The organism is Desulfobacter vibrioformis DSM 8776, from assembly GCF_000745975.1.
GTDB lineage: Bacteria > Desulfobacterota > Desulfobacteria > Desulfobacterales > Desulfobacteraceae > Desulfobacter > Desulfobacter vibrioformis.
In genome coordinates this window covers 25,133-49,302 of sequence record NZ_JQKJ01000028.1, presented here as the reverse complement: position 1 = coordinate 49,302, position 24,170 = coordinate 25,133, and the positions used below count along the sequence as shown (strand labels likewise).

19 protein-coding genes are annotated in these 24,170 nt (G+C 47.1%); 17 read left to right on the top strand and 2 right to left on the bottom strand.

From position 1 onward, the window contains the following. Nucleotides 1–326: 326 nt before the first annotated feature. Complete coding sequence (locus Q366_RS15660) at nucleotides 327–1,838, top strand: GspE/PulE family protein (protein WP_211251906.1); 1,512 nt, start codon at nucleotides 327–329, stop codon at nucleotides 1,836–1,838. A 10-nt stretch (nucleotides 1,839–1,848) separates the two neighbouring features. Here the strand turns inward: Q366_RS15660 and Q366_RS15655 are convergent, their stop codons facing one another. Then, nucleotides 1,849–2,880: a LysM peptidoglycan-binding domain-containing protein gene (locus tag Q366_RS15655; RefSeq protein ID WP_035240685.1), complete on the bottom strand. Its 1,032-nt coding sequence runs from the start codon at nucleotides 2,878–2,880 to the stop codon at nucleotides 1,849–1,851. 107 nt (nucleotides 2,881–2,987) lie between these two features. On the opposite strand from Q366_RS15655, the gene Q366_RS15650 reads away from it, so the two are divergent. The 15 genes from Q366_RS15650 (at nucleotide 2,988) to Q366_RS21610 (ending at nucleotide 20,262) form a co-directional block, all read left to right on the top strand. After that, the gene (locus Q366_RS15650) at nucleotides 2,988–3,539 is read left to right on the top strand and encodes an HD domain-containing protein (protein ID WP_035240684.1); all 552 of its coding nucleotides are present in this window, start codon (nucleotides 2,988–2,990) and stop codon (nucleotides 3,537–3,539) included. Nucleotides 3,540–3,564: 25 nt separating this feature from the next. After that, nucleotides 3,565–4,947 (top strand): HD domain-containing phosphohydrolase, encoded by a 1,383-nt coding sequence (locus Q366_RS15645; protein WP_035240683.1) that lies wholly within the window; start codon nucleotides 3,565–3,567, stop codon nucleotides 4,945–4,947. A gap of 5 nt (nucleotides 4,948–4,952) precedes the next feature. Then, nucleotides 4,953–5,714, top strand: a complete 762-nt coding sequence (locus Q366_RS15640) for a motility protein A (RefSeq protein ID WP_035240682.1) — start codon at nucleotides 4,953–4,955, stop codon at nucleotides 5,712–5,714. A gap of 28 nt (nucleotides 5,715–5,742) precedes the next feature. Continuing rightward, nucleotides 5,743–6,561: an OmpA/MotB family protein gene (locus Q366_RS15635; protein WP_035240681.1), complete on the top strand. Its 819-nt coding sequence runs from the start codon at nucleotides 5,743–5,745 to the stop codon at nucleotides 6,559–6,561. Nucleotides 6,562–6,644: 83 nt separating this feature from the next. Further along, the gene (locus Q366_RS22420) at nucleotides 6,645–8,909 is read left to right on the top strand and encodes an NADP-dependent malic enzyme (protein WP_035240680.1); all 2,265 of its coding nucleotides are present in this window, start codon (nucleotides 6,645–6,647) and stop codon (nucleotides 8,907–8,909) included. A gap of 522 nt (nucleotides 8,910–9,431) precedes the next feature. Next, nucleotides 9,432–10,070 carry a succinate dehydrogenase cytochrome b subunit gene (locus tag Q366_RS15625; protein ID WP_035240679.1) on the top strand — a complete coding sequence of 213 codons (639 nt, stop codon included), beginning with the start codon at nucleotides 9,432–9,434 and terminating at the stop codon, nucleotides 10,068–10,070. A 32-nt stretch (nucleotides 10,071–10,102) separates the two neighbouring features. Continuing rightward, a complete protein-coding gene (locus tag Q366_RS15620) occupies nucleotides 10,103–12,016 on the top strand; it encodes a fumarate reductase/succinate dehydrogenase flavoprotein subunit (RefSeq protein WP_035240678.1) in 1,914 nt (637 codons plus the stop codon). Further along, complete coding sequence (locus Q366_RS15615) at nucleotides 12,016–12,783, top strand: succinate dehydrogenase/fumarate reductase iron-sulfur subunit (RefSeq protein ID WP_035240677.1); 768 nt, start codon at nucleotides 12,016–12,018, stop codon at nucleotides 12,781–12,783. Before Q366_RS15620 ends, Q366_RS15615 begins: the two co-directional genes overlap by 1 nt. Nucleotides 12,784–12,990: 207 nt before the next feature. Then, nucleotides 12,991–13,806, top strand: a complete 816-nt coding sequence (locus Q366_RS15610) for a hypothetical protein (RefSeq protein ID WP_035240676.1) — start codon at nucleotides 12,991–12,993, stop codon at nucleotides 13,804–13,806. Nucleotides 13,807–14,087: 281 nt separating this feature from the next. Beyond that, nucleotides 14,088–14,426, top strand: coding sequence for an STAS domain-containing protein (locus Q366_RS15605; protein WP_035240675.1), 339 nt, complete (start codon nucleotides 14,088–14,090; stop codon nucleotides 14,424–14,426). A gap of 649 nt (nucleotides 14,427–15,075) precedes the next feature. Then, nucleotides 15,076–15,747, top strand: coding sequence for a menaquinone reductase multiheme cytochrome c subunit QrcA (qrcA, locus tag Q366_RS15595; protein WP_035240673.1), 672 nt, complete (start codon nucleotides 15,076–15,078; stop codon nucleotides 15,745–15,747). 44 nt (nucleotides 15,748–15,791) lie between these two features. After that, complete coding sequence (gene qrcB, locus Q366_RS15590; protein ID WP_035240672.1) at nucleotides 15,792–17,912, top strand: menaquinone reductase molybdopterin-binding-like subunit QrcB; 2,121 nt, start codon at nucleotides 15,792–15,794, stop codon at nucleotides 17,910–17,912. Nucleotides 17,913–17,943: 31 nt separating this feature from the next. After that, on the top strand, nucleotides 17,944–18,801 hold the full coding sequence (gene qrcC / locus Q366_RS15585; RefSeq protein ID WP_035240671.1) for a menaquinone reductase iron-sulfur cluster-binding subunit QrcC: 858 nt from the start codon (nucleotides 17,944–17,946) through the stop codon (nucleotides 18,799–18,801). A gap of 31 nt (nucleotides 18,802–18,832) precedes the next feature. Further along, nucleotides 18,833–20,089 carry a menaquinone reductase integral membrane subunit QrcD gene (gene qrcD, locus Q366_RS15580; protein ID WP_035240670.1) on the top strand — a complete coding sequence of 419 codons (1,257 nt, stop codon included), beginning with the start codon at nucleotides 18,833–18,835 and terminating at the stop codon, nucleotides 20,087–20,089. Between the two features lie 14 nt (nucleotides 20,090–20,103). Then, nucleotides 20,104–20,262 (top strand): hypothetical protein, encoded by a 159-nt coding sequence (locus Q366_RS21610; protein WP_169742976.1) that lies wholly within the window; start codon nucleotides 20,104–20,106, stop codon nucleotides 20,260–20,262. A 142-nt stretch (nucleotides 20,263–20,404) separates the two neighbouring features. On the opposite strand, the gene fliD is transcribed toward Q366_RS21610, so the two are convergent. Beyond that, complete coding sequence (fliD, locus tag Q366_RS15575) at nucleotides 20,405–22,453, bottom strand: flagellar filament capping protein FliD (RefSeq protein WP_035240669.1); 2,049 nt, start codon at nucleotides 22,451–22,453, stop codon at nucleotides 20,405–20,407. A gap of 594 nt (nucleotides 22,454–23,047) precedes the next feature. On the opposite strand from fliD, the gene Q366_RS15570 reads away from it, so the two are divergent. After that, a complete protein-coding gene (locus Q366_RS15570) occupies nucleotides 23,048–24,163 on the top strand; it encodes a FlgD immunoglobulin-like domain containing protein (protein WP_035240668.1) in 1,116 nt (371 codons plus the stop codon). Nucleotides 24,164–24,170 lie beyond the last annotated feature (7 nt).

The window sequence follows — 24,170 nt, the reverse complement described above, 5'->3', positions numbered from 1 at the left end:
TTGTAGGCACGTTAAGCTTTTTAGAACGCCGAATATCCTTCAACCCGTATCCGTTCCGGATTCCATCGGGGAAAAGCTCGGAATGCTTTTCGATGAAATTGTCCACTATTCTTTTGAATTTTTTGGGATCCTGAATCGAAACCATATATTTCTCTTGATCAAAGGGGAGTACAATTGTACGATTCTTTCGGGGAGTTGGCTTTGTTGTCTGAATTTTCGTTGCTCCTTTCATTTTTCAGGTTATGCTTTGCAACTTAACCATGAACGAAAGCACTCTAAAAATCCAGTCAAAAGGTCACCCCCCAAATCCGTTATAGCCAGAAAAAATTGATCCGTTAAAACTCGAACTCAATCTTGTCACCGGCACCATTTCCCGCTCCTTTGCCCTGAGACATCTGCTGCTGCCTTTGCAGATAAACGGCGGCAAACTGGTGGTGGCCACCCCTGATCCCTTTAACCATGAGGCTATTGCCGATGTCCAGCGGGTGACCAATCTGAAGGTATCCCCCATTGTCAGTTCAAAAACGGATGTGGCAAGGTTTATCAGGGAATTTTTCGGGTTTCATCATTCCATCAGTGCGGCTGAAAATCTTTTTTCCCAACGCGGCGTGGATTTAGGCAATCTTGAACGGTTTGTCAAACTTGGCAACATGGATGAACCACCGGCCACGGATCAGCATATTGTCAATGCCGTGGATCATCTGTTTTCCTATGCCTTTGACCAGAAGGCCAGTGATATCCATATTGAACCCAAGCGGGATATCTGCCTTGTACGCATGCGCATTGACGGGGCATTGCATACTGTGTACAAATTGCCCAAAAAACTTCACAATGCCGTGGTCAGCCGCATTAAAAATCTGTCTGCCCTTGATATGGCCGAGAAAAGACGGCCCCAGGACGGGCGGATTAAAATGCTCAAAAAGGACCAGGAAGTGGAAATCCGGGTATCTACGATCCCTGTGGCATTCGGCGAAAAGGTGGTCATGCGGATCATGGACCCTGAAATTCTTCTCCAGGACCTGGAAAGCTTGGGATTTACTCCGGCAGATCTGAAAAAATATAAAAAACTGATCACCATGCCCTTTGGTATTGTGCTGGTAACCGGTCCCACCGGATCCGGGAAATCCACCACGTTGTATTCTTCTTTGCGCATGCTGTCGTCTCCTGAAGTGAATATCACCACCATTGAAGATCCCATTGAAATGATCCATGAGGAGTTTAACCAGATTGGGGTCCAGCCGGCCATTGATGTGACCTTCGGGTCGGTTTTACGCAATATCATGCGCCAGGATCCGGATATCATCATGGTGGGAGAGATCCGGGACCTTGAAACGGCCCAGGCTGCGGTACAGGCTGCCCTGACAGGGCACCTGGTGCTGTCCACCCTGCATACCAACGATGCCGTGTCCACGGTTTTCAGGCTTTTGGATTTAGGTATCCCGCCCTATCTGATTCATTCCGCCCTTGCCGGGGTTGTTGCCCAGCGCCTGGTGCGCAAAATTTGTCCCCATTGCGTCCAGCCCTTTGAAATGGACCGCCGGGAGCTTGCAGACCTGGGGCTTTTTGTGCCGGGTGACGGGCCGTTAAAGCTCAAACACGGCAAGGGATGTATGAAATGCAGAAATACCGGCTACAGCGGCCGGGCCGGGATTTATGAAATTCTTGCCTATACCCGGGGAGTAAAGCAGTTGACAACCCGGAATTCAAACCTTGGTGATATGCGAAAGGCAGCCCGTGAACAAGGCCTGATTCCTTTACGGGAAAACGGGATAGAAAAAATGCTTAAGGGGCAAACTACCTACCAGGAGATTTTGAGAGTAACCTGGGAGCAGGCGTGACACCGGGGTCCTAGTTGACGATATCGCCGGGGAGTATATCCTGGGTTGACGAGAGTACCATGACCGTGGCACTTGCCGGTTCCGTATGAAGCACAATGAGCCTGCCCGCTGCCACCGGTGCGATATCCAGTCCGGCTTTTACGTCGTAAATTGATTCGGTTTGATTGCCCCGCTTGATGGTGTAAATGTTACCTGGCTGGATATTATCTTGGATACCCTTATTTATAAAGGCGATGCGGTAATCGTTAACCAGAACATTGTCATCCTCGGAACAGAGCAGGACAGCATCCACGGGAGCTGGGTGCGCGTTGACCTCAAGTGAGGTCTGTCTTGGATAAAAATCCATGACCAGATCTCCTGAAACCACATCCCTGTAAGTATTTTTAATTTTTCCGGTGGCATACCGGGTATTGGTCTCAATAATTTCAAGATCTGCTTTGACCAGGTGCCTGATGCCTTTGTAATGGCTTAAGCCGACTTTCTGATCTACCGGGGAGGTGGAATAAATCTGGTACCTGTGCCCGGGAATAAAAGGAGCCTGGCCCGTGGGCCTGATATAAACAATATCATCGGTGGCCATCATGATATTGCCGTCTTTTTCCCGCACCACCGTGCCAAGGGCCGGCACCTGTGCTTCCCTTATAAATCCGGTCTTGTGAATGGCAGGATAATTAAACCGGGTGACAACCGCCATCGGGACCGGTTTTTTTAGCACCTGTTTTTCAAGGGGTTGTTTTTTCAATTCAGTCTTCAGATACACCCTGATGGTGTTGCCCGGATAAATCCAGTGGGGATTTTTAATATCCTTGTTAAGCGCCCACAGACCTGGCCAGGCCCATTGGGAATTATAAAATTTTTGGGACAGATCCCAGAGTGTGTCGCCTTTTTTGATGGTGTAGTAAAAGCCGGTATCCTGATCTGTGTCAAACTTTTCCAGTCTTTCCCGGGCACCAAGCGGGGAAAGGCAGGCACAAAGGCAGGAACAGATGAGAAAAATAATTAGGAACACCAGGGGTGAAAATATTCTTTCGTGAACCGGCATCGGGACCTCCAGTGATGTGTTGATCCTTGTAAATCTTGACTTTATTTAAGCTAGTGTTCTATATCTTGTCAAGATTTGTTGCCTAAATCACAGGACATGGATGCGAAATGACACGGATTGCTGATCTTTTGTTTGAAGTACGGATGCTCAAAGACCTGAACCGGACCGGGTACGCTTTTCTGGGCACAGGAGGGGAAAGTATTGCAGAGCACTGCTTTACCACAGCTTTCTTATGCTTTGTCATGGCCCGGCTTGAACCGGATGTGGATGCTGAAAAGCTTATTTCCATGGCCCTGGTGCATGATACGGCCGAAGCCCGGACAGGGGATTTGAATTACGTGAACAAACACTATAATACTGTGGATGAACCCCATGCGGTGTCAGATCTGGTCCAGGGCCTTGACTGGGCAAAAGAGATCCCTGAACTTATTGATGAATTCAACCGGGGAGAAACCAGGGAAGCCCGGCTGGCCAATGATGCGGATCAACTCTCCTTTATTCTTGAACTTAAAAAATTAAAAGACCTTGGCGCCACCTCCCCTGAATCCTGGCTGCCCTTTGTGGTCGGCCGCCTTAGGACAGATACAGGTAAACAGCTTGCCCGGGAGGTCCTTGGTACACGCTGGGATGAATGGTGGACCCGTGGATATTCGGAATAGACAAGATACAGGTATCTTTTAATTTATGGCTTTGCGCCTTTCCATTTTATATGTGGGCCCCCGGTGCCCCCCAAATTTTGCGTCTGCAGATCCACACCTTTCCCTTGCCTGTGTTCATACGCCTGATGCCATAAAATCCCTGAAACAGCGACCGGATATTGTGCTGATGGATCCTTTTGGCCATGACGCCGGTGTTGACCCGGAAAAGGTCCGGTCATGGTTTGATGCGTTGGATGGTCATCATTTCAAATTTTCTTTGGCAGTTTTTGTTATCGTACCTGAAAAAACCGGAAAACGTGTCCGGTTAAGTCTTATGGCATCAGGTGCTGATCAGGTGGTGGACTGGCCCCTGGATACACAGGAGCTTGAAGTTAAAGCCAAAGCGGCTGTAGATAAGCTCCATCTTGAACAGGCACTTTTTTCCAAGACCGGTTCCCTTGAAAAATCTTTTGGATATCTGGATCGGTTTAAAAGCGAATTAAAAGAAGTCAAAGATGAGCTGCTTGAGGATAAAAGCAATCTGAACACGGCGTTAAAACAGATCCAGCAGATGTCCGAAGAGCGCAGGCGTTTGAAGCAAAGCCTTTTGGATGCCAAGACACAGATGACTGCGGATATGGAAGGATTCAGCCGCATTCTTTATGCGTTAATCCGTCAGCGGGTGGAGCTTAATCGCGGCCATGGCGAGCGTGTGGGGAAAATTGCCTGTTTTATGGCAACGCATATGGGCTTACCCCAAAAACAGTTGGAGGATCTGTCAAAAGCTGGTATGCTCCACGAAACCGGACTTCTTTTCCTTTCAAAGGAGTATATTTGTCAACGCGTGCCTGGTGGGAGCGACGCAGGTCAACATCCGGACGGCCGTCCTACAGCATATGATCAAACCGTATATGATCAAACGATGATCATGCAATTTCCGGTTAAAGGGGCTGAACTGCTCAGCCATTGCCGGGGATTTGAGCGGCCGGCAGCCATTATCCGGTGTTTGAACGAAAATGTGGACGGTACAGGATATCCTGACGGCCTGAAACGCCACCATATTCCTCTGGCGTCAAGAATCCTGGCTGCTGCGGATGAACTGGAGACCCTTCGGGAGAAAAATAAGGCTTTTGATATCCGGGATTTGCTTTCAGACCTTGAGCCGTTAATCGGCACCCGTATTGATCCGATGGTTGCCGGATGGCTTGAAAAGTATGCGCTACTGCATTGGGGAGGAGATACGCTCAAGGTCCGTGGTGTCGGCGTGGAACAGCTGGAACCGGGAATGATTCTCAGTGCAACGCTGTTCACCCGGACCGGCACCAAACTGCTGCCTGCCGGCCAGACCCTGACCCGGCAAGCCATTGATAAGATAATACAATATCACAGGGCATACCCTGTTGACGAAACTGTTTATATAAAGGTCTGAAACGAATGGATATTGCTTCAATAATCGGCTGTGTCTCCGGTGTCGGGTTCATTCTGGGCACCATTCTTCTGGGTGGTCCCATCACTATGTTCATCAATATCCCCTCTATTCTCATTGTTGTGGGCGGTACCATTGCCGCAACCATGATCGGTTTTCCCCTGGGTGATATTTTAGGCATATTTAAAACAGCCATTAAGGTGTTCATGTTCAAGATTGAAAAAGCCGAAGATATCATTGCCAACCTTGCGGAAATATCAAATAAGGCCAGAAAAGGAGGGTTGCTGTCCATTGAAGGCGATATTCAGAGTACACCTGATCCCTATCTGGCCCAGGCCCTGCAGATGACCGTGGACGGGGTTAAGACCGAAGATATCGGTCAGATCATGGAAAAGAAGATGGAACTGACCAAAAAGAATCTGGATACCGGTTCAGCCATTTTTGCCAGCATGGCGGCCTATGCACCGGCATTCGGCATGATCGGTACGCTGATCGGTCTTGTGCAGATGCTGGCCAATCTGGATGACCCTTCCACCATTGGTCCGAAAATGGCCGTTGCCATGATTACCACATTTTACGGGGCCATCATGGCCAACCTTTTTTTTATTCCCATGAGTGATAAGCTCAAAGGGCGTACCGAAGAAGAAATCACCAACATGAATATTGTTTACGAAGGCATTTTATCCATCCGGGAAGGCGAACATCCCAAACTTATGGAAGATAAGCTCAAGGTCTATTTGGGGGATGCCGGCAAGCAAGCCAAGAAGTAATCTATGGTTCAGGTAGAAGGATAAAGGCATGGCTGAAAACGACGAAGACTCAGGTCGCGGAAAACAAAAAGTCGTCAAGGAAGAGATTATCAATGTCACAGAGGGGGCCCCGGCATGGATGGCAACCTTTGCGGATTTGGTAACGCTTTTGATGTGCTTTTTTGTTCTTTTGTTTGCCATGAGCACTACCCAGCAGGAGACTTACAAGGAACTGGTCAAATCCTTGAGAAGTGCCCTGGGTGCCCAGACTGTTCCTGAGTCCGGTACCCGGGAGGGATTGACCATGCACCCGGTACCTTCGGAAGAAAAAGTGGACAGCCAGTCCATTGACGAGCTTGGCGGTATGATTGAAAAGGAGCTGGATGATATTGTTTCCGAAGTCAGGGAACTGGTCCTTTTCAATAAACTGGGCGGGGAGGTCAGTGTGACCAAAACCGAGGCTGGTGCGGTCATTACCCTGTCCGACCTGCTGCTTTTCCCCGCAGGCGGGGCCCAGTTGTCGCCCAAGGGGATGGAGATACTTGAAAAAGTAGCGTCGGTTTTATCAAGGCTTGCCTACCATGTAAAGGTCCGGGGACATACCGATTCCGAGCCTATTACGTCACCCATTTATCCGTCCAACTGGGAACTGTCTTCGGCCAGGGCATCTACGGTTGCGCGCCTGCTGGTGGCAACCGGTGTGCCGCCTTTTTATATTTCTGCCGAAGGCTATGCCCAGTATCACCCCGTGGCCTCCAATGATACGGCCCAGGGCCGGGCCCGGAACCGACGGGTGGAGATTGTTTATGAGCGTGACAGTATTGCCCGCCAGTTTGAAGATATGTATAAGAATCGGATAGGAAACTAGAAACAAGAGGGGGTTGGATAATTTTCTGAAAAAAGTTCAATCATACCATGATTACTTTTCGTCCCTTTTTAAAGGAAGGAACAATGTCAAAATTCACTGATGCTCTGGAATACCACCGAAGCGGCCGTAAAGGTAAAATTGAAGTTATCACCACAAAGCCATGCGCAACAAGCAGGGACCTGGCTCTGGCCTACAGCCCTGGGGTTGCAGAACCCTGCCGGGAAATTGAAAAAGATCCCGATATGGCTTATGAGTATACAGCCAAGGGAAATCTTGTTGCCGTTGTTTCCAACGGAACGGCAGTTCTCGGCCTTGGAGATATCGGCGCCCTTGCCGGTAAGCCGGTTATGGAGGGGAAAGGCGTCCTGTTCAAAAGTTTTGCCGATATAGATGTTTTTGATATTGAGCTGAACACCAAAAATCCGGATGAATTGATCCGCACAGTGCAGCTGCTTGAGCCCACCTTTGGCGGTATCAATCTGGAAGATATCAAAGGTCCGGAATGCTTTTATATTGAAGAAGCGTTGAAAAAAACCATGAACATCCCGATATTCCATGATGATCAGCACGGAACAGCGATTATTTCCGCCGCCGGTATGGTCAATGCCCTTGAAATCGTCGGGAAAAAAATTGAAGACGTCAAGATGGTCGTGAACGGAGCCGGAGCCGCCGGGATTGCCTGCGCCAACTTTGCAATTTTCATGGGCATTAACAAAAACAACGTTATCCTCTGCGACTCCAGGGGGGTCATATATAAAGGCCGCACCGTGGGCATGAACGAGTATAAAGAGCGCTTGGCGGCGCAAACCGATGCCCGCACGCTTGAAGATGCGATGAACGGTGCGGATATTTTCTTCGGGGTTTCAGTCAAAGGGGCGCTCACCGCCGGCATGCTGCGCGCCATGGCCAAAGACCCGATCATTTTTGCCATGGCTAATCCTGACCCGGAAATCACCCCGGACGAAGCAAAAGCGGTGCGCGATGATGTCATTATCGGCACCGGACGCTCTGACTATAATAACCAGATAAACAATGTCCTGTGTTTCCCTTTTCTTTTCCGTGGCGCTCTGGACACCCATGCCAGCGCTATTAATGATGAGATGAAACTGGCGGCAGTCCACGCCCTTGCCCGGCTGGCAAAAGAAGATGTCCCGGATTCCGTACGCCGTGCCTATGGCAACAGTGAAATCAAATTCGGGCGGGAATATCTCATTCCAAAACCCTTTGATCCGCGGGTCTTGTTACACATTGCACCCGCCGTTGCACAGGCAGCCATGGATTCCGGTGTCGCCCGCAGACCCATCTTAGACATGGCGAAATACATTGAACACCTGGAGGCGCTCCAGGGGCGCTCAAAAGAGATCATGCGTACCATGATCAACAAAGCGAAAACAGCACCTAAACGGGTGGTCTTTCCGGAAGGTGAAGAAGATAAAATTCTACGTTCGGTACAGGTGCTGCTGGACGAAAAAATTGCCATCCCGATTCTTATCGGCGATGATGAAATCATCCGCGAAAAAGCCAGGGCACTTAATGTCGACCTGCGCACCACGGAGATCATCACCCCCCGCAAAAGTGAAAAACTCAAAGCGTATACGGAAATACTCTTTGCCAAACGTCAACGCAAGGGCATGACACGCTATGATGCCCGCCGCCGTCTGCAGGAGGATGGAAATTATTTCGGCGCCATCATGGTGGAACAAGGAGATGCGGATGCCCTGCTTTCCGGCATCAACGCGCATTATCCGGATGTCATCCTGCCGGCTATAGAGGTGATTGGTAAAAAGGACGGCTTATCCAAAGTGCATGGCCTGTACATGATGGTGTTCAAAAAAAAGGTGATCTTTTGCGCCGATACAACCGTTACCATTGAACCGACTGCAGAAGAGCTGGCGGAAACAGCCATCCTGGCTGCTGAACAGGCACAGCATTTTGATATCACACCACGCGTTGCCATGCTCTCCTTTTCCAACTTTGGCAGTGCCCAGCACCCATTGACCCTGAAAGTGAAAAAAGCAACCGAGCTGGTCAAGGAATGGGCTCCGGAGCTGAGGGTGGACGGAGAAATCCAGGCTAATGTTGCCCTGGACCCGGAAATCGTCAAAAACCAATATCCCTTCTCCAACCTCAAGGGGGATGCAAATATTTTTATCTTTCCGGACCTGCAATCGGGTAATATCACATATAAAATGCTTGCCAAACTCGGCAATGCCGTTGCTGTCGGCCCCATCCTCATGGGGATGAAAAAACCCATTCATGTACTGCAGCGTGCAGATGATGTCTCAGACATTGTCAATATGGCGGCAGTAGCCGTTAACGACGCGCAGATGATCAAGGCGGGACAATAATTATTTAAGGAATCGGCCATGTGAACGAAAAATGCGGAGAGGCCAGTGCTGTTCTGTTGAAACAGGTGAATGAATTGCTGCCATCAATTCATCCATTATCTCATCCTTTATCAAGAGGAAATCGGGAACCCTAGCGAACCGAGCAAACAGTATTAGAATGGCATTAGAAGAAGCTCATTAAAAACCATTAAAAACAGCGTGTTGAAAATTTTGTAATGAAAGTAAAGTCTTTGAAAATATTACCAAAATTGTAGAAAGGAGAATTAAAAATTTTATATTGACAATTCTATATGTATTGTTTATACATTTTAAAATTCATTGGTTCGTATGCATTCGACAAAGCTTGATTTTTATGGGTATTGCAACGGTATATGTTAATAGTATAAACAAAAAAGGAGGGAAAAGGAGGGAAAAATTATTGGCACTTTTTCGCTGAATACGATTTAGTATTTAATTTTATTAAAATTTAAGGTAATACTGCATAAATTATGTAGTGTTGCCGAATTTAGAAAGGATTAAATTATGAACTGGCTGGTACGAACTTTTAGCTGCTCTGTTGCTAAAAAGCAGTTTATGGCAGTAACCGGTCTTGCCTTTTGCTGCTTTCTGACAACCCACCTCATTGGAAACCTGTTTGTTTATGGCGGAAAAGATGCTTTTAATGCTTATGTTGAGCATCTTCATGCCCTTGGGATTCTTATCCACGTCGCTGAGGCAGGTTTGATTATTTTTGCCCTGATTCATATCGGTATGGCAATTATTCTCTATTTTCAGAACCTTGCTGCAAGACCTGTTAGATATAAGAAAAAGTCAAACGCTGGCGGCCGGACATTGGCATCGGCAACTATGCCTTACACAGGTCTTTTTATATTGGTTTTTATAGTTGTTCATCTGGTTGGTCTTAAATTTGCTGATCATTCTACTACGACAACATTCGATCTCACAGCTTCCGTCCTTTCCCAGCCTGCGACTCTTGTGTTTTATATAGTAGCTATGGTCGTAGTGGCATTTCATGTAAATCACGGCTTTTGGAGTGCTTTTCAGTCCTTTGGTGCCAGCCATCCGAAATATACGCCTATCGTTAGAGGATTTGGGATACTTTTTAGTGTGGTTATCGGCGTGGGCTTTGGTTTTATTCCAATCGCTTTAAATATGATTTAATAGCTATAATTATCAATTAATCAGGGGGATACATGCAACTTAATTCCAATGTTCCGTCAGGTCCGCTTAAGGATAAATGGGATAAACATAAATTTGAGTTAAAACGAGTCAATCCTGCAAATAAAAGAAAATTTGAAGTCATCGTTGTAGGAACAGGTCTTGCCGGTGGTTCTGCAGCGGCAACTTTGGCAGATCTTGGGTATAAGGTAAAAAATTTCTGCATCCAAGACAGTCCGCGAAGAGCGCACAGTATTGCTGCCCAGGGCGGTATCAACGCAGCAAAAAATTATCCCGGTGACGGCGACAGTATATTCAACCTTTTTTATGATACAATCAAAGGCGGCGATTACCGCGCAAGAGAAGCAAACGTCTACCGTCTTGCCCAGAATGCCAATAACATTATAGACCATTGTGTTGCCACAGGTGTTCCCTTTGCAAGAGAATACGGCGGACTCCATGCCAACCGTTCATTCGGCGGTGCCCAGGTTTCACGTACGTTTTATGCCAGAGGACAGACCGGGCAGCAGTTACTTCTCGGCGTTTACGGCCAGCTTTGTCGTCAGATCGGTCTTGGCGGCGTGGAGATGTTCCCCAGACGTGATATCCTTGATATCGTTATTGTAGACGGTTGTGCCAGAGGTGTTGTTTGCCGTAACCTGGTAACCGGAGAAATCGAAAGTCATTCAGCCCATGCCGTAGTTTTGGCTACAGGCGGATATGACAATGTTTACTTTCTGACCACCAGTGGTATGCATTCCAATGTCTCTGCATGCTGGGCAGCTTACAAAAAAGGCGCTGCATTTGCCAATCCCTGTTATACCCAGATCCATCCCACATGTATTACCGTGCATGGAGACTATCAGTCTAAACTGACGCTTATGAGCGAAAGTCTTAGAAATGACGGTAGAATCTGGGTTCCGAAGAATAAGGGAGATAAACGCAGTCCGGATCAAATTCCTGAATCCGAAAGGGATTACTACCTGGAGCGTAAATATCCCAGTTTTGGTAACCTTGTTCCCCGCGATGTTGCGTCGCGTAATGCAAAACTGGCATGCGATGAAGGAAGAGGTGTCGGTAATACAGGCCTTGCTGTATATCTGGATTTTAGCGAAGCAATTGAACGTGACGGGGAAGATGTCATCAGAGCAAAATATGGCAACCTTTTCCAGATGTACCATAAGATTCAGGACGAAGATCCGTATAAAGTGCCCATGAAAATCTATCCTGCGATCCATTATGTCATGGGTGGGACATGGGTTGATTATAACCTGATGACAAGCCGTGAAGGCCTTTTCTGTCTGGGTGGCGCCAACTTCTCAGACCACGGCGCAAACCGTCTTGGTGCAAGTGCTCTGATGCAGGGCCTTTCAGACGGCTATTTCGTTCTTCCCTATACCATCGGCGGATACCTTGCAACCCAGTCCCTGACGAATGTAAACACTTCTCACCAGGCATTTAAAGATGCAGAGAAACAGCTTACTGAGAAATTGGACAAGCTTATGAACATTAACGGCAAGAGAACTGTTGATGATATGCACAAAGAGCTTGGCCTTATTATGTGGGATTACTGTGGCATGGCCCGTAATGACGCAGGACTTAAAACGGCAATCCAGAAGATTCAAGCACTTCGCGCAGAATTCTGGGAAAATGTTAGTGTCTCAGGTAGCCGCAAAGATTTTAACCAGACTCTGGAAAAAGGCTACAGACTTGCTGATTACCTTGAATTCGGCGAGCTTCTGGCCCGTGATGCGTTGATGCGCGAAGAATCCTGTGGTGGCCATTTCAGGGAAGAGTCCCAGACAGAAGAAAACGAAGCCAAGAGAGATGATGAAAAATTCTGCCATGTAGCTGCCTGGGAATATGCGGGTGAAGGTAAAGACCCGATACGCAACACAGAGCCACTTGTTTTTGAGAATGTGAAATTAACGCAAAGGAGCTACAAGTGATGGAAGAAAAATTTATTAATCTGACACTAAAGGTCTGGCGCCAGAAACGGGGTGAGAAAAAAGGGAAAATTGAAACCTATCAGGCAAAACATATTTCCACTGACGCCTCCTTTCTTGAAATGCTTGATATCGTGAATGATGATCTGACAATTGCCGGCATTGAGCCTATTGCCTTTGATCATGACTGCCGCGAGGGAATTTGCGGAATGTGCGGCCAGGTTGTAAACGGGTATGCTCACGGAGAAGAGAAAGGCACCACCCTTTGCCAGTTTCACATGAGACGTTTCAAAGATGGCGACACAATTTTTATTGAACCCTTCAGAGCAAAAGCGTTTAAGGTCGTAAAAGATCTTGTTGTTGACAGAAGTGCTTTTGATAAGATCATCCAGGCTGGCGGTTATATAACTGCCAAGGCCGGGGGCGCTCCTGAAGCAAATATTTTTCCGGTTACATATGAAACTGGTGAACTTGCCATGAATGCAGCAGAATGTATTGGGTGCGGCGCCTGCGTTGCTGCATGTCCGAATGCTTCTGCAATGCTTTTTGTCAGCGCTAAGATTTCCCATCTTGCTCTGCTCCCTCAGGGTAGACCTGAGGCAGCTAAACGCGCATTGGCTATGGTAAGAACTATGGATGCGTGTGGGTTTGGCAACTGCTCTAACGAAAGAGAATGCGAAAACTCATGCCCGAAAAATATTTCAATTACCAATATTGCTCGTTTGAACAGAGAGTTCCTGGCAGCAGGCGTCCTTTCTACTGCTATGTAAAACTAAGTAAGAGATAAAGAGGGTATTACAGGGTGGGACGGGATTTTTTTGTCCCACCTTTTTAAGTTTTAAATAGCGATATTAATCCAATTTTGAAAAAAGAGACACGGCAAAATGATAAAAGCTAAGTGGCATCGACCATTTTTAAAATTATTCAAATCAATTCTTACGCCCTATGTATAATCGCAATTATTAAAAAGTGATGCCGTGAAATCATCTCCAATCAGCAAACTATTACAGGAAAATAAGACCCTTTTCATTATTATTGTTGTGGGTCTTTTTTTACTTGAACTCGAAATTTTTGCCCTGGCGGCCATGAAATCGGGCAAACAATCTGTCCTTCAGGTCCTCGATAACCAGGGCAATGTCATACACGAAACCAGTGGAAATAATTTAAGCGATTTTCATAAAGCTAATTTTGAGAAGGTATTCGGTTCCCTTGAAAAGTACACGGTGCGACTCAATACGCGCGAAGTACCGTTTCCCTTTCGGGCCTGGTTTGTGGCGGCAATATGCATTCCCATTGGGGCCATGATGCTTTTTGCCTTTGTCGTCAAAGCATATCTGGTGATCTTTCATGGTGATACGGTGACTTATGAAAATTCAGGTCCTGTAAATGAACCAGGTGTCGGGAATCAGCTGGAGTCAACGTTGAACCGCATCAGCCGCATGAATATTTTTAACATCGGCTTTTTGGTTTTCGTTGGAGTGGTTTCATACTGGATCATTCCCAATATGATTACCTACCTGGGACACGTTAGTATTGATCTTTTCATTCAGTACGAATGGGTGTTCTTTGTTTTGTTAGGAATCGTTGTCTGCGTAGGCCTTTGGATTATTTATCTGCGTTACCTGCTTGCCAAAAAAAGCATCCAAAGCCAGACCGAGATCCAAAAACACCGCATCAGCCTTGAGTATCATGCCGTGGGCGACCAGCCGCTTCAGCTTGAAGGGCCGTCTGATACAGATCCGGCAATCATAGAGTATAAACCCGAAGAGACAGAAGAGCCACCGCCGTCCTAATTTGTGAGTCAGGAACTTTGGCTTTGATCATAAGATGGGCCACCTATATCGAAACCCGATTCACAAACACTCCAACTACCTGAAATTAAAACACTTCAAATTCATTCCCGAAAAGCTCGACACACAGTGGCCTAGGTTGTGATCAAGGCCCCCAATTTTGCATTTGGGAACGGTTCTTAAAAGTGATCCTTTTTGCTATAAAGACTTCTCTATACCCAAGTAATTTGAAATGTGCTATACGCATTAACGTATATTACAATATAAACAATTCGGAGTATGAAATGGATATCCACATAGACGAATGTTCCAACGCACTTGTTATTTCCGTTGCAGGGAAAATAGATGCATCTAATTCCACAGAAATTGAAAAAGAGATTGCGGCATCTACGGCAACTGTTCAGAAAATTGTGATTCTGGATCTGCAAGGACTGGAATACATGAGCAGTGCAGGCCTTCGGGTAGTTCTCATATCAGCCAAAAATCTTAAGGCAAAGAAGCAGGATTTGTTGATTTCAGGTCTGCAAGGACCTGTAAAAGATGTGTTTGAACTATCAGGGTTTTATTCCATTTTTAAAATATTTCCAACCCTTGAAGAGGCTTTGAACAGTATCGGATCATAACCGTTCTGAATTTTGTAATACGGAGTGCTTTCCATATCGGATCATAACCGTTCTGAATTTTGTAATACGGAGTGCTTTCCATTAAGGCGGCCAGCATTCAGAAGGATAGGGCCTGACTTTTTCCGAACACAATTCGGGTGATTTCCCAGGGGACGCCAAGGCAGCAGGAAAAAACGGCCCAAAGACCGGTCCCAGGTTACACCGGCGTTTCGCTCGGAATCGAAGAAAATCTTATTCATACAATGGTGGGCAACGTTTTGCCTTTGCCCACCCTACCGTTACGCTCCACCCGGCAGCCGGCAGGGTGGGCACGCTTTTTATTCCCACCGTTTGTCTGCTCTGTGTCCGGGACCGATTTCAACTTTGCAGGAAGATTTATACTCTATAATCCGCATGAGTCATTCAAAATTACTATTAAACTGCAGGCAAGTCACATGCGATTGACCTCGGGGCTTTTCAATTAAGCTTGACAAGAAAAACATATATTAATATAGATTGAGCGATTTGTGTTTTTTCTGGGTGTTTTTTCTGGACGTATTGCAGAAAATAGGCATGGCAAATGCTGTTCTGCGAAAAATATTGGCCTGGGGCTTATCCTGTGGCCGTAAGGGTATGGTAACATCAACATTTTAACATTGATGGAGTTTTCATGAGCGAGATAGAAAACAATGCAAACGATGGTCCTGGGGATGGTGCGCACCAATGCACCAACAACGGCCCAAAAGATGACAAGGGGTTAGGACTTGGTGTCGTCTTTTTTATGGGGGCTTTTTTGATATGCTTCCTGTCGGGCTGGCTGCTGTTTCCAAAATTGCTTTATTCAAAAAAGGAGCAGCCTTTTAATTTTGATCACAATCTTCATGCCGAAGAAACAGGTGATTGTGAAACCTGCCATTTTCTCAGAGAAGACGGCACCTTCTCCGGAATCCCGGGCCTGGTCGCCTGTATGGAATGCCATACAGATGAACCCATGGGAGAGACCGACGATGAAGCCGTGTTTGTAGAGGAATATGTGGCCCAGGGAAAGGAAGTGCCATGGTTGATTTACGCCAAACAGCCTGATTGCGTCTTCTTCTCCCATGCCGCCCATACAGGTGCAGACGGCATGGACTGTAAGACCTGCCATGGTCACATTGGTGAGTCCTCATCTTCACGGCCCTATGAAGAAAACAGAATCACCGGCTACAGCCGTGATATCTGGGGCAAGAATATCTGGGGAATCAAAAAGAATTCCTGGGATCGTATGAAGATGGATGACTGTGCACAATGCCACCTGGACAAAATGGGTCACAAGGGCTACTGCTTCCAGTGCCACAAGTAAGATACCTCAAGGACAAGAATTTCAAAGTTTATAAAGGATGACTTATGAAAATTGACAGACGAAGCTTCTTGGGATTGGGGCTTGGCGCGGCAGCTGGCATCGCGCTTTCCCCTGTGGGTGTCAAACTGACAGATGATTCTTCCATCTGGACCCAGAACTGGCCCTGGACCCCTGTCCCTGAAGACGGCGAAATAACCTATGACCGGTCCGTATGCAGCCTGTGCCCAGGTGCCTGCGGTATCAGCGTCAGAAAAATAAACGGACGGCCTGTTAAAATCGAAGGCCTTGACGATTACCCCATTAACAACGGAGGTGCCTGTCTCCACGGCATTTCCGGTCTGCAGTATCTTTATGATCCTGCCAGGATCAAAACCCCGTTAAAGAAAACCGGGAACAAATTTGAAAAGATTTCCTGGGATGAGGCCATCGCACTTGTGGCCCAGACACTGGGTAAAATCCGTGAAAGCGGCACACCCGAATCCCTAGGATTGATCACCGGTGCTGACAGCGGTTCCATGGCCCAGCTTTTTGCACGGTTTATGGATGCTTTTGGCTCTCCAAATACCTATACCATGCCAAGCCTTGAATCCAACCTGGCGCTGACGGCTGCTGCTCTTCACGGTGCAGATAGACGCCTTGGGTTTGATCTTGATCATTCCGATTTTATTTTAAGTTTCGGTGCGGCACTTATTGAGGGCTGGGGGGCTCCTGTGGCCTGTATCCAGGCCAATGCGTCAAGGTGTGAACGCAAGGCAAAACTTGTACAGGTTGATTACCGACTGTCCAACACAGCCAATACAGCAGATAAAATAATTGCTGTGAAACCAGGCACCGAAGCAGACCTGGCATTGGGTCTTTGTGCGGTTTTGCTCACAAAGGCCCAGATTTCAACTGGCAGGCTTTTCGGGGATGTAAATAAGTTCGCTTTCGCCACCATGGTCGTAAAAGAGTACACACCGGCCAAGGTAGAAGCGATCACCGGTGTCAAAGCTGCGGATATTGAGGCCCTTGCCATGGAATTTATCAAGGCCAAGGCACCTGTGGCCGTGCCGGGAAAGGGCAGGGGGGATGTTGGTCAAAGCCTTCGTGAGTTCGCTGCCGTTCAGACCCTGAATGCACTGGCAGGCCGCCTGAACAAAGAGGGTGGTGTGTTTGTCATGGGGCCGGCCGATTATTTAAATTTCCCCGAAAATGTAATGGATGAGGTCGCTGAAAAGGGCGCAGGCAAAGACCAACTTGCCGGTTCCGTTAATGAGCTGGTTGACACGCTTGAAAAGAACGGTGGCCTTTCAGCCCTGTTTATTTACAATGCCAATCCCTGCTACGTCTTGAGCAACCCTGAAAAAGTCAAGGCTGCCATGGACAAGGTCGGATTCAAGGTCAGCTTCAGTTCTTTCATGGATGAAACCGCGCTTAGATCTGATGTGATTCTGCCTGCATCCATCTTTCTTGAACGCCTCGAAGATGTCGTTTCCGGCGCAGGTCTTGCCAAAACAGTCGTGGGCCTGTGCCGGCCCATGGTTAAGCCCGTATTTGACACCAAGCATCCTGGTGATGCATTGATCCTTCTTGCCCAGGCCATGGGCCACAGCATTGCACAAAGTTTTGCCTGGGAATCCTATGATTCCTGCCTTGGGGAAGTGGCGGAAAAAATTTGGGAGAACCTGTCCGGCGACGGGTATGTTGTCATTGATGACAGGCCGCCTGCGGGAACCCCTGCAACGGATTTTTCCTTCCTTGCTTCCGGTCCCAAAGCTGCTGAGGTCATGGGTGAAGGCGATTACACCCTGGTGCCCGTTGATAAGATGCGGCTTGCCGGCGGTTCAATGGCATCTTCTCCCTTTGCTGTTAAAACCGTTTCCGACAAGGTCATTTCAGGAAAATACAGTGTTGTTGAAATCAATCCGGCCACTGCAGGGGCCTTGAAAGACGGTGATGTTGCTGTTCTGAAAACCGCCATGGGTACCGCAAAGGTGAAAATCGGCTTTAATGAAGGTATTATGCCCGGCGTAATCGGTATGCCAAGGGGGCTTGGACATGCCTTCAACAATCCTTACGTGGCCGGTAAAGGTGTCAATGTCAATGATCTGATCGGCCCGGTCATCGAGCCTGGTTCAGGACTGGATGCTGCCTTTGGAGTTAAAGCGACACTTTCCAAGGCGTAAACTGTTTACGAAATCTTTTTAAGAGGTTCTGATGATAGAAAATAAAAAAGCCCATAAGTTCGGAATGGTTATTGATCTGGACAAATGCACGGGATGCGGTGCCTGTATGGTCTCGTGCATGGCCGAGAATAACGTTCCGTTTAAGGAGGATGAATCCAACAAAAAGGACAGCATCACCTGGATGCGGGTGTACAGACTGACCAATGGAAAATCCTTTCCTGAAACGCAAATCGCTTATATTCCCCGTCCCTGCCAGCACTGCGGCGGAATCGGTGACCATGGCCATTCTCCCTGCGTATCCGTATGCCCTGCCACGGCAACCGATTATGGTTATGATACAGGTATTGTCAGCCAGATCTATACCCGCTGTTTTGGCTGCCGGTACTGCATGGGAGCATGCCCGTATCATGCCCGATACTTTAACTGGTGGGATCCAAAATGGCCCGAGGGTATGGAAAATTATTTAAGCCCCAATGTATCCCCGCGTATGCGCGGGGTGGTTGAGAAATGCTCCTTTTGTTACCACCGGTACCAGCTGGCCCGGGAACAGGCCATTGTGGAAGACCGTGAAATCGAAGAAATGGAGTACCAGACCGCATGCACCACAGCGTGCCCGGCAGGTGCCATTGTGTTTGGAGACCTGAACAACCCTGCCCATAAGGTTCATCAGATTGTTAAACCTGATCCCCATCCTGACCCCTTGAATCACAAGGTAGTGGGCAAATCCAGAAACCCGAAAGTTTTCAGGCTGCTTGAACGTCTCGGCACCAACACCAAGGTGTATTACATGTCTGACCGGGAATGGGTCAGAAAGGCCGGAGACAACTATCTTAAAGGTGAATGGGAAAATGTTAAAACCCATCATGGGGCGTCTTCATCCCATGGTTAACTTGCATAAAACTATTCAGGAGTAATTAGATATGGATGATGCATTAATACCCGAAGGCGCTAAACGCTGTGGATTCCCGACATTCATGATTGGGATCGTCATCGTGGGTGCTGTTCTGCTCTGGGGCGTTTACGCCATGTTCCTGTGCTGGTTTAAAGGCCTGAACCAGACCAACATGAACGACTACTACGGATTTGCCCTGTGGATCTGGGCTGACTTGGCTGTCATTGCGGTTGGCGGCGGTGCTTTTTTCACAGGTCTTTTGAAATACATTTTCAAGGTTGATGAGCTGAAAAATATCATCAACTTTGCCGTGATCATTGGATTTATCTGCTACAGTTCCGCTTTGCTGATCCTGGCCATTGATATTGGACAGCCGTTGCGCGGCTGGTTTATTTTCTGGCATGCCAATGTGCATTCAATGCTTACGGAGGTGGCCTTCTGTCTATCCTGCTATTTTGCAGTGCTGACCATTGAGTTTATTCCCAATATCCTGGAAAACCGCCAGGCCAACAAGGTGCCGTTTTTTCACCACCTGGCCCACAACATGCACGGGGTGATGGCGGTCTTTGCCGCCACCGGCGCTTTTTTAAGTTTTTTCCACCAAGGGTCCCTGGGCGGTGTGGCCGGCGTTATGTTTGGCCGCCCGTTTGCCTATCGTGAAGGCCTTTTGATCTGGCCCTGGACTTTTTTCCTGTTTACCTGGTCTGCCGCAGCATTTGGCCCCTGTTTTACCCTGCTGGTAACCAAAATCACGGAAATAATCACAGGTAAAAAGCTGGTGGGAGATAAAACCGTCCACCTGCTGGCAAAAATTTCCGGGTGGATGATCACCACCTATATTATTGCCAAGATCATTGATACCATTTACTGGGCATGGGTCACCGTGCCTTCAATGGGATTCAAACTGAGCCATTTTTACAGCAACAACGGGTTCTACGGTTACTGGATTCTGATTACCGAAGTGATTCTGTGCGGTGTTGTGCCGGGGCTGCTCCTGATTAATAAAAGCACCCGGGAGAATCCGGCCACCCGCACCATTGCCATAATTCTGGGCGTCATTGGCGTTTGCCTGAACCGGTGGGTGATGGTGCTTCAGATTATGGCCGTGCCTGTGATGTCCTTTGACACCTGGGCATTGTATATTCCCAGCTGGCAGGAAGTGGCAACGACCATTTTGCCTGTTGCCTACGGAATTATCCTGATTGCCGTTGCATACCGGTACCTGCCGGTATTCCCCCAGGAACTGGAACTTAACAAATCTGCCGACGCGGCAGCTCAAAACTGATAAAGGAGGTTTTAATGTTTCCCTTTTGTTTTGAATGGGCCTGGGACATCGGCCATGCAATTTTTTTCGGTGGGTTCTGGTATGCCATTTCCATTTTAGGGGCAGGCATGACCTATTGCGTTCTTAAGGCAGCCTACGACACGGTTAATGATAAAGGCGGCTCCCATCACTGAGTTTTGAATTTTAATCCTGCTTGAATTATAGCAGGATCCTAAAGGAAGGCGGACTTTTCCTTCATTAAAAGATGGAATGTCCGCCTTTTCTTTTGTTTCACTGGCGTGATTAAAGAAAGCGATTCGTCCTAGTCTGTGGACATCATTTTTTGGATTTATTCGTGGACATCATTGAATCAATGTAGTTTCCTATGTTGGCAAGTTCTGAAAGATAAGAATCCAGTTTGGTGTATTCCGTTGCCATAAGTTCATATTTTTTTTCAATGCGCACCATATTCTCTTTGTAATCTTTTCCCAGACGGTCCACCCTATCTCCAAGAGTATCAATTTCATCCTGAAGATATCCCCCTGACAAGGCATAACTGCCAAAGGAATCATTGAGTCTATCCCCCAGCCCTTCTACATTATCCGTGCCCTTTAGCAAGGAAACGACTTCATCGTAATTGTTGCTTAATATTTTATTCAGGGCGTCTTCGTCCAAGGTAAGCGTTCCGTCATCTTTAATCTCAATACCCAGATCCAAAAGGCTGGTGATGGAACCATTCGTATCCACAGTAGAGGTAATTAAGTCCTGAAGCGTCTGCTTCAGGGTCCTGATGGTGGAGCTTTGCGCCAGGCTTCCCCAGGATTCTTCGGCTTCGTCATAATCGTCATTTTCATCAATTTCAGTCATAAGCGTATTATACGCTTCTACAATCGCTTTGATCTCCGTTTCAATGTCTTCGGTATCGTTGTCTATGGTAATAGTTGATGTGCCTGTGGAGTATAGTTTCAGGTTTATGCCTTCAATAATATTATTAATCCCTGTATTATCCTGGCGTTGGTACGTATTGCCGTCAACGGTGAGCATGGCATTGAGTGAGGAGTCCATAGGTGTTATGGTCTTATTTTCGGTAAATCCCAAAGTTGAAGCGGCTGTGCTGCTTGCATTTTCCCAGTCAATGGTCACGCTGTTAAGGGTTCCGGCCTCGGAGATGGACATTAAGCCTGTCTCGGAGTCAATGGAAACCTGGTAATCCGTATTATTTCCCTGCTCTTTAGAGACGTTTTCAAGCGCCTTTTCAACCGCGTTTGCAAGTTCTTCTGCGGTTTCATAATCCCCTGCAGCAATTTCTGCGGTCAGGGAAACTGTTTCTTCGTCTTCATTCACTTCTTCAAAAACAATGGCGTTGTTGGTGTTATCAATGGTTACAGGGGTTGCAAAGGAGATGGCGTCATCCCCTGTCATGGTGTATCCTTTTCCATTTGATTCGGTGAAACCTAAACTGTCCGGCTGGCTGATGATGGTGATTCTATTGTCTTCACCGCTGTCATTGGCTTCCAGAATAAGCTGATAGGGGGTATCGCCTGTGCCCGTGTAAATCACCTTGGCTGTGACCCCGGGGTTGTCGTCTGCTTCGTTAATACGCTTGGCCAACCCATCCAGGCGGGTTTCCCCCGGTACGGAGATTGTAAAGACCTCACCATCTCCCACGGTGAATGAGAGCGTTTCTGCAGGTGCCGTGAAAGAGGTAACATCATCCGAGCCTGTTACCTGTACACGCCCATCTTCTCCTGTTTCGCCTGTGGTAGACTCAATCTGTATATGTATGCCATCTTCATCTTCGTAGGTGGACGCGGTAACATATGGACTCATGGTCGCGTCAGTATTTATAGCATCCAGTACGTTCTGTACACTCATGCCGCCTGCAGTACCGGTGATAGTCAAACTTAAAGGATCATCTTTGTTCCCGTAATTGACCGTCAATGTCTGGCCCTCTTCGAGGACCGTATCATTAAGGGTGCTGTAGCTGTCGGTAGACTGCCGGACGGTTGGGACATACACGGTGGCGGATTCAGATTCAAATCCGTCTGATATATATGAACTGGAAGATGCAAGGCGGGAGGTGACAACTTTGTGGGTGCCGGTACCGGTTCCGTCAAGTACTGTGGCGGTTGCCACGTCGTCGTTGGATGAAGTTACCTTCCTGTAAAGATAAGTGGAAGATAAAGACAGGTTCAACGCGCTGGATTTCATGGTCAAAAGTTTACTTTGGACGGAAGACAGTGCTTCTTCTCGTGCCTGAAGCTCTTCAATTTCGTCCAGCGCCAGTCCTGCAATGGTTTCATCAGCTTCCTTCTGGGTGTCTAAAAGACCTTGAAGATCAATGTCTGATCCAAGTCCAAGTGAGGTTACTGTGCCGGTTGCCATGATTTTTCTCCTTAAAAATATTATCAGCCATAACAGGCAAATTCTTCCGAGTGATTAAATTTCTTATCGCCCTATGATTGTATATCCTTTAGATAGCTTGATATAGATTCTTCTGTAATATATCATTTAATTAATAGTATTATTAATTAAAATTAATATATATTTCAACACATTAATAAAATATAAACATCTGAAATAAAATTTTAATAAAATATATTTGAGTATCAGGACGATTTCGGCTGACAGTCAAATGAAAACAGTAGAATAGGTAAAAAATTCCATCTATTAAACCCATCATTCTGAGTGCCCAGGATCTTAGAAGTATATTTTTATATATATGTATCATGATATTAGTTTATACATGATCGTTCTCTATATAATTAATATTTCAATTATTTTTGGTATATTTATTTGTTTGCAAATCCATAATTTACAACTAATCATTTGAGATATATTATATTTTATAACCTTGTTTTTTCCACTGCAGGATCATTTAGGCACCTTTCTTGGAAATGATCACAGTCAGGCAAGGTGCCTTTGGCATATTAAAGCACCAACCTGATTATTAAAAAGTAAAAGCCAGAGGAGGCAGGCATGTCCGATAATTCGATCCTTTCGTCACTGATTAACGGCTACGAGGCTCATGGTACTGAAAAGACTTCGAAAACAGGCGATACCAGTTCATCCACTTCGTTGGGCTCTGATCAGTTCTTAACTCTTTTGGTGGCCCAGCTTGAAAATCAAAATCCCCTTGATCCGGCAGATACGAGCCAGTTTACAGACCAGTTGGCCCAGTTCTCCCAGGTTGAACAGCTGATCAATGTCAATGACAAGCTTGAGGAAATGAATAATAATGTGAATGATTCCGGAAAGGTTGATGCGAATTCATATATCGGAAAGACAGTTACCGCAACAGTGACCTCAATGACCATTGATGACGGTTCTGTAACCCCTGGTTTTTATGAGGTGGGTAAGCCTTCTGAGGTCACGGTGTATGTGTATGATTCCAATGGTACCAAGGTGGCTACGCTGTCCGAGGGTCAAGTCGATGCCGGATCTTATCTGGTCTCCTGGGATGGCACAGATGACGAGGGCAACAATCTGGATGACGGTGAATATTCCTACGTGGTTATGGCTGACTCCGGCGATGGGTACGAAGCGGTGGAATCCTATCTGTCCGGAACCGTGAGCGCAGTGTCTTACCAGAACGGAAAAGAATATCTGGTTGTCAGCGGTGTGCTGGTTGACCCGGACAATGTTACCACCGTAACCGCGCCTTCGTCCTCGTCTCCCAGTGAATCAATTTCAATTCTTGAATATCTTGGCACCACGGTATCTTCCAATTATCCGATTATTCATAAGAAAGACGGCGAGGTCCAGGGGGATGCATTAAGCTTCAGCCTGACAGCCGAATCCAATGTTACGGTGACAATTTACAACGCCGATAATGAAAAAGTTAAGACCATTGAGATCTCAGCTGACGACACAACCACCGGAGAGAATAGCGTCACCTGGGACGGGTTGACCAGCGAAGGCTATGCGAGCCCTGACGGAGTGTATTATTATACGGTTACAGCGGATACAGGAACTGCCTCCACCGCCATTTCCGGTGAGGTGAGTGCCATCACGACTGTGAACGGCACCAAATACCTTGAAATCGGAGATACCGGACGTCTGGTTTCTGTATCAAGCATAACTTCTGTTAAGTAGACGCACA